The 10,405-nt window shown below is 55.9% G+C and carries 10 protein-coding genes, 1 tRNA gene and 1 pseudogene; 9 read left to right on the forward strand and 3 right to left on the reverse strand.

From position 1 onward, the window contains the following. From ABSG47_RS19420 to ABSG47_RS19435, 4 genes and pseudogenes are all read left to right on the forward strand, one after another. Nucleotides 1-813: pseudogene (locus ABSG47_RS19420) on the forward strand (MlaD family protein); the annotation flags it as partial. A gap of 24 nt (nt 814-837) precedes the next feature. Then, the gene (locus ABSG47_RS19425; protein ID WP_424171727.1) at nt 838-2,430 is read left to right on the forward strand and encodes a DHA2 family efflux MFS transporter permease subunit; all 1,593 of its coding nucleotides are present in this window, start codon (nt 838-840) and stop codon (nt 2,428-2,430) included. A gap of 587 nt (nt 2,431-3,017) precedes the next feature. Next, nucleotides 3,018-3,093 (forward strand) — tRNA-Ile (locus ABSG47_RS19430). Between the two features lie 386 nt (nt 3,094-3,479). Further along, the gene (locus tag ABSG47_RS19435) at nt 3,480-4,394 is read left to right on the forward strand and encodes a patatin-like phospholipase family protein (RefSeq protein ID WP_424171730.1); all 915 of its coding nucleotides are present in this window, start codon (nt 3,480-3,482) and stop codon (nt 4,392-4,394) included. A 60-nt stretch (nt 4,395-4,454) separates the two neighbouring features. On the opposite strand, the gene ABSG47_RS19440 is transcribed toward ABSG47_RS19435, so the two are convergent. After that, nucleotides 4,455-4,772: a hypothetical protein gene (locus tag ABSG47_RS19440; RefSeq protein ID WP_424171733.1), complete on the reverse strand. Its 318-nt coding sequence runs from the start codon at nt 4,770-4,772 to the stop codon at nt 4,455-4,457. 274 nt (nt 4,773-5,046) lie between these two features. Between ABSG47_RS19440 and trpC the strand changes: the two genes are divergently transcribed. The 5 genes from trpC to ABSG47_RS19465 are packed head-to-tail and all read left to right on the forward strand — an operon-like array spanning nt 5,047 to nt 8,171. Continuing rightward, the gene (gene trpC / locus ABSG47_RS19445) at nt 5,047-5,877 is read left to right on the forward strand and encodes an indole-3-glycerol phosphate synthase TrpC (RefSeq protein ID WP_424171736.1); all 831 of its coding nucleotides are present in this window, start codon (nt 5,047-5,049) and stop codon (nt 5,875-5,877) included. Between the two features lie 30 nt (nt 5,878-5,907). After that, the gene (locus ABSG47_RS19450) at nt 5,908-6,105 is read left to right on the forward strand and encodes a hypothetical protein (RefSeq protein ID WP_424171739.1); all 198 of its coding nucleotides are present in this window, start codon (nt 5,908-5,910) and stop codon (nt 6,103-6,105) included. Nucleotides 6,106-6,107: 2 nt separating this feature from the next. Further along, nucleotides 6,108-6,446 carry a PIN domain-containing protein gene (locus ABSG47_RS19455; protein ID WP_424171742.1) on the forward strand — a complete coding sequence of 113 codons (339 nt, stop codon included), beginning with the start codon at nt 6,108-6,110 and terminating at the stop codon, nt 6,444-6,446. 60 nt (nt 6,447-6,506) lie between these two features. Beyond that, nucleotides 6,507-7,208, forward strand: a complete 702-nt coding sequence (locus ABSG47_RS19460) for a phosphoribosylanthranilate isomerase (RefSeq protein ID WP_424171745.1) — start codon at nt 6,507-6,509, stop codon at nt 7,206-7,208. A gap of 42 nt (nt 7,209-7,250) precedes the next feature. Continuing rightward, nucleotides 7,251-8,171 carry a carbohydrate kinase family protein gene (locus ABSG47_RS19465; protein ID WP_424171748.1) on the forward strand — a complete coding sequence of 307 codons (921 nt, stop codon included), beginning with the start codon at nt 7,251-7,253 and terminating at the stop codon, nt 8,169-8,171. Between the two features lie 105 nt (nt 8,172-8,276). Here ABSG47_RS19465 and ABSG47_RS19470 read toward each other — a convergent pair whose 3' ends face one another. Then, nucleotides 8,277-9,401, reverse strand: coding sequence for a DNA adenine methylase (locus ABSG47_RS19470; protein ID WP_424171751.1), 1,125 nt, complete (start codon nt 9,399-9,401; stop codon nt 8,277-8,279). After that, on the reverse strand, nt 9,398-10,237 hold the full coding sequence (locus ABSG47_RS19475; RefSeq protein WP_424171754.1) for a hypothetical protein: 840 nt from the start codon (nt 10,235-10,237) through the stop codon (nt 9,398-9,400). Before ABSG47_RS19475 ends, ABSG47_RS19470 begins: the two co-directional genes overlap by 4 nt. Between the last annotated feature and the right edge of the window lie 168 nt (nt 10,238-10,405).

Genomic DNA, 10,405 nt, shown 5'->3' on the forward strand with positions numbered 1-10,405 from the left:
TTGAAGGAAGGAAAAGGCCCGGCTGGGATGTTGCTGCGGGATGAAGCCACGGCGGAACGGCTTCGTCAGACAGTGGAGAACGCAAGGCAGGCTACATCGGCTCTCAATCACGCTTCAAGCCAGGCCGACGCATTGGTCTCCGATCTTCGGTCGCGGGACCTTGGACAGAAGGCCGACGATGCGATCGTCAGCGCGAAGAGTGCGGCACAACATATCGACGCCACTTCCGAGCAGCTACATCAAACCTTGACCAAAGCTCTAGGTCCAGATGATCGGGGAGAGGATGCCGCCACGAATATCCAGCAATCCTTGTCGAATCTCGATCAAGCAACAGGGAATATGGCGGAGGACACCGAGGCGCTCAAGCACAATTTCTTCTTCCGTGGATTCTTCAAGCGTCGCGGTTACTACAACCTCACCAATCTCAAGCCAGATCAATATCGCCACGACAAGCTCTTCGCCAACCCTGAAAATCATCGCGAATGGTTGACCACAGAAGATCTTTTTCAGCCCGCGTCGAACGAGCTTGAGATGCTCTCCCTGGTGGGAAAGAAACGCCTCGATGCCGTCGCGACCCAATTGGGAGATTCACTCGTGGCTAGCGCCATAGTAGTCGAAGGTTACTCGGCGGCACAGGACCATGAGGAACAGTTTTCCTTGTCGCGCAATCGCGCCATCTTGGTCAGCCAGTATCTTCACACTCGTTATCACCTGGACTCCCGGAACGTAGGTGTCGTGTCTCTGAAGGAACTACCTCCGCCAGGACTGCACAAGGATAAGTGGGATGGTGTCTGCATGGTCATCCTCAAATGAACGAAGACAATCGGAAGGAAAAGGATGATCGCAGAAGTCGAAAGTAGTACGCAGTGGAAGCCTAAATCAAATCCGTGGCTGATTGCGGCAACAGTCGCTCTTGCTGCCTTCATGGAGGTTCTGGACACCTCCATAGCGAACGTTGCGCTGCCACATATTGCCGGCGACCTCGGTGCCAGCACCAGTCAAGGAACCTGGGTGCTCACCAGCTATCTGGTCTCAAACGCGATCATCCTGCCGGTGGGCGCATGGGCTTCCAGCGTCATCGGCCGCAGGAATTTCTTTCTGCTTTGCATCATGATTTTCACCGTCGCAAGTTTTCTGTGCGGTATCTCTCCTTCGATGCCAATCCTGCTCTTTGCGCGTGTACTACAAGGTGTCGGAGGAGGTGGACTCCAACCTATGGCGCAAGCAATCATGGCGGATTCCTTCGAACCGAAAAAGCGTGGCCAGGCCTTCGCTATCTACGGCCTTGTTGCTGTACTCGCACCATCTCTCGGGCCGACGATCGGCGGTTGGATTACCGATAACTACTCGTGGCGATGGATCTTCTATATCAATATACCGGTGGGGATACTTGCGTTCTTTCTGGTGAGCCGTCTGGTCCAGGACCCTCCGTGGATCAAAGCAGATCGCGCCAACCTCAGGAAGCTCGATTACATCGGCCTCGGATTGTTGACCGTCGCTATGGGCGGCATGCAGATCATGCTCGATAAGGGAGAAGAAAACGACTGGTTTGCCTCTACCTTCATCCGCATCTCCTGCTTCTTGTTCGTTGTCGGCATGATCGGTCTCATCTGGTGGCAATGGCGGGCAAAGAATCCGATCATGAACCTGCGACTGTTCAAGTACAAAAACTTCGCCATCTGCTGCTTCCTTATGATTCTGGTCGGCGGTGTTCTGAACGCGGCAACGGTACTTGAGCCACAGTTTCTGCAGCAACTGATGGGTTACACGGCGACCCGTGCCGGAGAGGCACTCGCCGGAGGAGGCCTTGTGCTCCTCGTCGTGATGCCCGTCGCCGGTATTGCCACCGGCAAGTTACCAGCGAGAAATATGGCTGCGTTCGGCTTCGCCTGCTTCGCCTTCGCGTTTTATTACACTTCCACGCACTTTACGCTCGACATGACCTTCGGTTTTGCATCCTGGCTGAGAATTCTCCAGATGTTCGCGATTCCTTTCGCGTTCATCGCCATTACCACTGCGGCCTATGTCGGCCTTCCAAAAGAAGCGAGCAACCAGGTCTCCGGGATCATCAACTTTGTGCGAAACGTAGGCGGCAGTATTTTCATTGCCTCTACCGGAGCGATCGTCACGAACCGTTCGCTCTTCCATCAGGCGCGTTTGCAGGAGTATATGCAGCACGGTGATCCTGCATTCGTCAACCGGGTCAATGCGCTTACTGCTTACTTTGGCGGTAGCGGCAAAGGGCCGGGCCCCGGTCAAATGGCACGGGCTGCCATCTATCAGCAACTCAATGAGCAGGCAACTGCGATGGCATATCAGGACATTTACCGTTTGCTCTGCTGGATGGCGTTGGGGATGGTGGCATGCGCCTTCATACTGAGCAAGAACAAGCCGGGACAGGGAGCGCCCGCGGGAGAAGCCATACATTAACAATCTACTTCACCACTAAGCCAATACCGGCGGCGCCAGGCGACGTTATGACCTCTTATCACGTCGAGAACTCCGGATAGGGGCGGGGACAAATGCAAATTCCTCAGTGGCAACTTCCACTAAATCGGCTGATCTCAACCGCAAAGGCTCGACAACATGATGCTGACGTCCTCCCATTACTGCCAAAAACTGAAATGAGTTCTCATACAACCGTGTATCGGTGCGAAGAGTGCGCGAACTGCTGCTTTTGCGGTACGCAGGACTCAGGTGATCGCTGAATGCGGACGCGGAACATACGAATAAAACCTTCGGGTATGTAATCATAGAGAGGCTGACACTTTGTTTGCCAGTGGGGCAGGTCGCGGCTCAGAATATAGATGCAGCAGCGTGTCCGCAGATGAGTGTGCCGGTTGGGTATGTACTATGACTCAGCCGAGCGTATGGGCCAGTTTGGAACTGGATTTTCCGGGATATATCAGAGGTACACCGGGGTTAAAAAACGGTGACATGGCCTAAAAATTCCACAAAATGAGATGATGGTTTGAGTCATTTATCCCATTAATTCTAGAAGAGTTACCTACAATTCAGGGCCTGTAGCTCAACGGTTAGAGCAGGGGACTCATAATCCCTTGGTTGGGGGTTCAAATCCCTCCGGGCCCACCACAGCGCACAGTTCAATCCGTCATCTGCTGGCAATGCGAGATTCAGTCCTCTCGTGAACGTGGCAGGCGCAGTCATCCAACCATCTATGCGGGCACGACATTGAACTGCGCTTTGATGGAGACGGTCTTCCCCGATGTCCCCTTTGTGGCGGATCCGAAGAACTGGTCCAAGATAACTCATGTCGCCGGTAAGGTTTACTCGCAGCTCACCCTCAGCCGAAACCTGGCTTTGATCGACCTTTCGGCTGTCCCTTTACGCAAGCTCGGGATCTCGCGCAAAGACCTGATCGACTGCGATGGTTCGCAATATCCCGAAACCCGCGGCCGTAAGGCACGGCCTTGTTACTTCGATGGACAGAATTGTCCACGGGCTGAAATAGTGGGCAGATGGTTAAAAACGTTGCTCTGGTTCTCGGTGGTGGTGGGTCCGCCGGACATGCATGGACGATCGGTGTCATCGCAGGACTGGCCGAAGCCGGTGTCGATATGACAGAGGCCGCTGATTTGGTGATCGGAACCTCGTCCGGCGCAAGCGCGGCGGCGCATGTCCGCAGTGGCATACCACCAGCCGAACTGTTGGCTTCGATTCTGTCAGAGCCGGTTCCACCGGTCGGACAGAACCGGCAAGGGCCGCCGTTTCCGCCGATGACCGCAGTCTACGAGCGGATGAGGGCCATCGGCGCCGCAGCCACCTCGGCTGTCGATCTATGCCGTGCGATGGGCGCGTTCGGGTTGGAGAGCGACGCCACACTCGGACCCGCGGCGGCGGAACAGCGGCGCGCGATGGTCGCCGCCAGGTTGCCTCACCAGCAATGGCCGGAGAGGCCGATGATCGTGGCGGCAGTCAACGCGCATACCGGCGAGATGGTTGCGTTCGACCGCGATTCCGGAGTTGACCTCGTGGACGCTGTGACCGCAGGCACCGCGCTGCCTGGTACGGTCCACACACACAACATCAACGGCACGCGCTATATCAACGGTGGCGTGCGCTCCGCCGAAAACGCCGATCTTGCCTCGGGCTATGCGAACGTCGTGGTGCTCTCGCCGTTTGGCGGGCGGAGCGGGACGCTACCGGCAGGCCAGTTCGAGGGTATACGCAGATCACCGGAATGGGGCACGGACCTTGCGAGCCAGGTCGAGGCTCTGCACAAACAGGGCAGCCGCGTCGAGGTGATCACACCGGACGCCGATTCCCGAGCCGCAATGGGCACGAACCAGATGGAGCTGACGACCCGCATCCCCGCCGCACGTGCCGGTTTTGCCCAAGGCAAGCAGGAAGCGACTCGCGTGACGTTCCTCTGACGATTGCACGCCGCCGGCTATTCAGCTTCGAGGAAGTATTACGGGGTTTTGCCGTAAAGATCAGCCCGCAGAATCAGTTCCATGACGTCCAGGCGACGTCTCCAGATGCACATTCTGCAACCCCCACGCCTTCAACTGCTGCATGGCCCACTCAGCCGCAGCGCGATGATTGCGGCTGTTGTTGATGCGCGGCCCATACACCTCTGAAATGTAAAAGAGATTCTCCATGACCTGCGAGTGCTGAAAGGCCTCATTCTTTATCTGGGTCAAAGCCGCAAGATCGACCCTGTCGCCATCCTGTTGCTGTGCCTGTGCGGACGAAGCGAACAAGAGGCTCATAGTGCAAGCAGCAGCCAGCCTGAAGTGAAGCAGATTCACGATAGTTCTCCCTCTCAAAGTAAAGTCGGATCGAAAACTCATTGCAAAAGGCGAGGAAATGGCCCGCTCCATCGTAGAGCAGGCAATCCGAAAAATGCTTTCGATCTTCGAAATGGAACAACACCATTGAATTCGCGTTCCCAGCGCAACCCGAAGTCCAGGCAGTCGTGATGATTACGCCCTTACGCTAAACTATTTTTGAATCAGCAGATGTGTTTCGGGCTGATTTCGGCTGATTTTTCTCTTCGGCCAACTCGCGCTTCACATCATGCAAATGACCCAACTCGACGCCATCCTCGCCACCACCCGCACCGCAGTCGCCGCCGCCAAAGAGCGCGTCCCAGTCTCCCAACTCGAACGCCCCGCCGCATTACACACTCCACGCGGCTGGGCCGCCGCACTGCGCCGCACCGCCGTCGAGAAGCCCGCCGTCATCGCCGAAATCAAAAAGGCATCGCCCTCGCGCGGCCTCATCCAGCCCGACTTCGACGTCGCCCGCATCGCCCGCCAGTATCACTCCGGCGGCGCAGCCGCGCTCTCCGTCCTCACCGACGAGCCATACTTCCAGGGCAGCCTCCGCAATCTCGAAATCGCTTCAGAGACCGTCCCGCTCCCCTGCCTCCGCAAAGACTTCACCATCGACGAGTACCAGATCGTCGAAGCCCGCGCGCACTCCGCCGACGCCATCCTCCTCATCGCCGCCGCGCTCACCGATGCCGAGCTGAAACACTTCGCCCAAACCGCGCACTCGCTCTCGCTAGACGTCCTCGTTGAAGTCCACACCGCGGAAGAGCTCGACCGCGTCCTCCAATCGCTCGGCGAAGACGGCGCAGATGCCATCGGCGTCAACAATCGCAACCTCAAAACCTTCGCCGTCCGCCTCGAAACCTCGCTCGACCTCATCACGCGCATCCCCGCAACCACCATCCGCGTCGCAGAAAGCGGCATCGGCACGCCAGACGACATCGCCCGCCTACGCACCGCCGGCTTTGACGCCTTCCTCATCGGCGAAAGCCTCATGCGCCAACCCAACCCCGGCGCAGCCCTCGCAAGCCTGCTCGCCAGCTCTGTCAACGATCAGAAAACCGCAATCGGGATACAATAGACTTCACACCACACCGATCAGGAGGCGTCTATGGCTACCAACCCAATCAAGCCCGATGAAGAGCAGCCTTCTGACCGCTTCAACCAGATCGGCCCCAACGTCTCGCCTAAACACCGCGCAATCCTCGAAGCCGCCCTGGCAAAAAATGACGGGGACGCTTTCTATAGGCTCCTTGCATCCATGCCAAACGTCGGGCTGGATTCCGATTTTGACCGGCACGCAAAATAAGCATGTATCTGGTTGACACGAATGTTCTCAGCGAAGAGCGGAGAGGAAAGAAAGCCGACGCGGGTGTCGATGCCTTCCTGCATACATGGCGGGACTTGATCTTTGTTCCCGTTCAAGCCATCGGAGAATTGAAGAAGGGCGTTGAGGCTTCAATTCAGCGCGGCGATCTGCCGCAGGCGATGCGCTTACAAGCATGGTTCGAGAAAATATTGCAGACTCATCGGGAACGTATTCTCCCCTTCGATATCGACTGCGCTCTGGCTTGGGGAAAACTCATGGGTGCGTGCGACCAGACCCTCTTGATCGTCAGATTGCCGCCATTGCACTCGTCTACGACCTAACAGTCGTCACCCGCAACACGCGCCACTACACGGGAACCGGCGCTCGCGTGTTGAACCCTTTTGAAGCCGACACGCCCGAAGCAGCATCCATTCCCTGACATGAGCCTCTGGATCAAAATCTGCGGAAACACCAGCCTTGAAGACGCACTCCTCGCCACCAATGCCGGAGCAGACGCCGTCGGCTTCGTCTTCGCACCCAGCCCACGCCGGGTCACCGTCGATCAAGTCGCGGAAATTATCCCAAATCTACCCGGCACACTGGAAAAAATCGGCGTCTTCGTCGACGCCTCACTCGGCGAGATCGCCGCGGCTATCCGCATCTGCTCACTCACCGGCGTCCAGCTTCATGATGGATTCCCGGCCTCGGCGGCATCCGAGCTACGAAAAGAATTCGGCCCCACACTTCGCATCCTTCGCGTAGTCCACTTCGGCCCCCAAGCCGCCGAGCAGTCCGAAGCCTTCGCAGCCGACCCCACCACCGATGCCATCCTCGTCGATTCCCGCACCGCCACAGCCGTAGGCGGCACCGGCATCACCTTTGACTGGCAGAAAGCCTCCTCTACCCTCTTCCAAAACCCGGAAGCGCGGAAGCGCGTCGTAGCCGCCGGCGGCCTCAACCCCGCCAACGTTGCCGAAGCCATCACCACGCTCCACCCATGGGGCGTCGATGTGGTCAGCGGCGTTGAATCCGCACCCGGCCGCAAAGACCCAACCAAACTCCGCGCATTCATCACCAACGCCCGCGCAGCAAAACTGCATTGAGCCAACCGCCATCCCACCCAGCGCATGACCTAAAATAACTCGATGCAAGAAGTTCGGCGCGTGGATCTGGTCGGTGTAGGCCTCAATGCAACCGACACACTCATCCCCTTAAAGCAATTTCCCGTCAGCGGCTCCAAGATTGAATACGAGCGCGCAACCATCATGGCTGGCGGCCAGGTCGCCACCACGGTAGCCGCATGCCAATCGTGGGGCCTTCCCTCGCGATACGTGGGAAAACTTGGCCGCGATGACGCCGCGCAATTGCACGAAAGAGAGTTTGAACGGCTAGGAGTGGATGCCCGACTGGTCTATGCGCAAGAAGGAGCGAGCCCGCGCTCGATGATTCTCGTGGACACTGCCGGTGAGCGGACAGTGATCTGCCAGCGCGACCCGCGCCTGCGCCTGCAACCGCACGAGATCAAGCAGGAGTGGGTAACCGCCGCGCGCCTGCTACACCTCGACGGCTTCGATACAGAAGCCGCAATCCAGGCAGCCCGCTGGGCGCATGAGGCAGGCGTTCTTGTCGTCGCCGATCTAGACGAAGACTACGAAGGAATCTACGACCTTCTGCCACTGATCGATTACCTCATCGTCAGCCGCGATTTCCCGCTCAAGATCACCGGCGATCACGACCTGCACCGTTCGTTGAAAGAGCTGCATAACCGCTTCCACTGCAAATTAACCGCCGCAACGCTCGGCCCGGATGGCGTCGTTGCCTGGGACGGCAATGAGATCCACGATCGACGCGCCTATCGCGTTCCCACAGTGGATACCACGGGCGCAGGCGATATCTTCCACGCCGGATTTATCTACGGCCTTCTGCAAGGTTGGCCTCTCGATCGCCAGCTGGATTTCGCATGTGCAGCAGCCGCCATCAACTGCAAGTTCACCGGCGCACGCGGAGGCATTCAAACCGTAGAGGCAATCGAAACGTTAATGCAAAGCGGCGAACGACACCGCTGATCCGGCACGATCCGCGACAGGAATCTTGGTCAATACAAAAGCGCGCCCTGGATAGTGCTGTCTTAAGGGTGCGCTGATTGAAACAGTAACCTCTCGAAGTTCCTGTCAGCGGGCGACCAAGAATAAAAATTCTCTATTGGATGCTTCTGCATCCCGCAGCCATTCATTTGTCCACTTCATATCTGCCATTACATTACGTTTGTAATCTATCTCGACTACTTCCAATAATTCACCGCAGGATTCAATTGCGTCATTCAACTCTTTAGACGTAGCCCGTCCGCCAGAACTATAAGACAAAATTATGTATTTAGCGCGAGTCGCAGCAAGCAGCTTTCCAATAGCATCTACGGCGATGAATTTTCCATTTGCGTCTTTACGGAAATCCTCGAATGGAGAGTTTGCCACAGTGTCCGATGTGTCAGCACGCCTGTTTACTTTACCGAAGAGCGGGGGTGTGTCGAACAGGCAGATGCTTGTCCAAACATGATAGTAAGAGGCATACCGGACCCGTGACGGCGGCATCTTTTCATTGTTTGAACCATAGGGCGGATCATAATACGCAATGTCTGTCTCCACATCACCCACTGCATCAAAAATATCGGCTCGCTGGACGCGGTGAGCATGAACACACCCATTACTCACAATAGACGGCACTGCCAATTGAAGCTTTTTATACGAACGAGGAGACCATTCCCTGAGATAAGAAACAAAATGGCCGAGTGTGCTGTCTACCTGATCGAGCGCCATTATCAGGCTTGTCAGCGCCACGCACTTGTCCACCTGATCGAGCGCCAGTCTCTCGATTTCTTCCCGAATGCCGTCCAGCTTTCGAGTGTTGTGGATTTGCCAGGGCCTCTTGGGTTCTTTTTCTTTTTCCGGATCACCCCCATAGAACTCCGTGAACCAGCCATCTCTGGGAGGTACCGCATTCAAGTGTTGAATCAGTGCGCTATATTCTCGCGGGGCTTTGCCTTGCAGATAACAGGTTCCGAAGACCTCGGACCAAACGGCGTGATCATTGCAAACCACATCGTATCCAGATTTAGCAAATGCTTGTGAAACCCTTGTTGTGCCGGAAAAGCCATCGAAGACGCTTGTTGCGTTTACCTTCCTGGCAAGCTGGAGAATTTGTGGGATCAGCTTGAGCTTTGAACCTGCGTACTTAATTCCTTCCGTCGAGGGCGTGTCAAAGGTCAACTCATCACTGAATAGTTGTGTCTGTGCACTCATATCCCCGACCTTTGCTTCATGGCGGTGATATCCTCTTTCACTTTTTCTAATGCTCGTTCGTGACCAACACTGGAAGATACCAGCGCATGGGAAAACAACTTCACCAGGACGAGGTTGTGAGAGTAATCGATCCATCCCCCGGTCACGCTATCGAAGTGTTTCAAGGCGTTGCGTGTGTGTGTCCACAACCCTCTTTGAAGGGCATTAGCGGCGGCATCACCGTATCGAACTTCACAGATGTAATCGCCTTGAGCATCCAGGAACACAAAAACAGGATGCTTGCGTCCCCTGCCCTCTGAGCGGCGCACGATCTTTGCAGTTTGCGACCGCGCGGTATCGTAATCAAATACGAGGATATTGCAGCGTTGCCGCTTTTCATCGTAGATCAGCGGCAACACATTTATTTCAGCAAAGCTAGAGAAAGCCAGGTGATCGAAGACCACTTTAATTTGCTCTGGTGTGTCGAGCGGGCCAGCCTCGCTCAGGGTTCGGAACATCAGGCTGTTTTTGTCCGTTGAAAGCTGAAGAGGTCCGTCGCCGTATGCCTTTAAGCTGACTGGAAATTCAGCTTTAGTCATTTCGTTTACGATCTTGATATCCTCTTCCTTTGATTTCGCTCGGTAGAGGTCTTTTCCCACATGGATGGACCGAAAATCGTACATGTACTGGTTGACGAACTCGGCGATAGCGATTTCGGCCAAATCCCCATGTGTTTTGTTTCCAATCAGCCGCATCGTGAAGATATTGCTCAGCGTCAGCCCAATCAGGTTGGGATGCTTGCTGATCAGCAGCTTGAGTCTGCTCGTGAACTCTTTGTATGCGGCCTGTGTATTCATAAACGGCTCTCTCGAAGACTCCTGAGCAGAGTGCAATTATGAAGAGTTTAATTCCCCCCAGCGGTTGCGCAAGTTGTCTTCCTGTACATAATTGATCTTTGCCGCTCCTGTGCCCAAATCTGGAAAACAAGAGCCCCCAACGCAGATTTAAGACAGTAACCCAGGGAT

This window comes from Occallatibacter sp. (assembly GCF_049510455.1).
GTDB lineage: Bacteria > Acidobacteriota > Terriglobia > Terriglobales > Acidobacteriaceae > Telmatobacter.

Coding starts and splice junctions, on each gene's coding strand:
- ABSG47_RS19465 (WP_424171748.1), top strand. CDS start 7,251: ATGCAAGAAGTTCGGCGCGTGGATCTGGTCGGTGTAGGCCTCAATGCA.
- ABSG47_RS19450 (WP_424171739.1), top strand. CDS start 5,908: ATGGCTACCAACCCAATCAAGCCCGATGAAGAGCAGCCTTCTGACCGC.
- ABSG47_RS19475 (WP_424171754.1), bottom strand. CDS start 10,237: ATGAATACACAGGCCGCATACAAAGAGTTCACGAGCAGACTCAAGCTG.
- ABSG47_RS19425 (WP_424171727.1), top strand. CDS start 838: ATGATCGCAGAAGTCGAAAGTAGTACGCAGTGGAAGCCTAAATCAAAT.
- ABSG47_RS19455 (WP_424171742.1), top strand. CDS start 6,108: ATGTATCTGGTTGACACGAATGTTCTCAGCGAAGAGCGGAGAGGAAAG.
- ABSG47_RS19435 (WP_424171730.1), top strand. CDS start 3,480: ATGGTTAAAAACGTTGCTCTGGTTCTCGGTGGTGGTGGGTCCGCCGGA.
- trpC (WP_424171736.1), top strand. CDS start 5,047: ATGACCCAACTCGACGCCATCCTCGCCACCACCCGCACCGCAGTCGCC.
- ABSG47_RS19470 (WP_424171751.1), bottom strand. CDS start 9,401: ATGAGTGCACAGACACAACTATTCAGTGATGAGTTGACCTTTGACACG.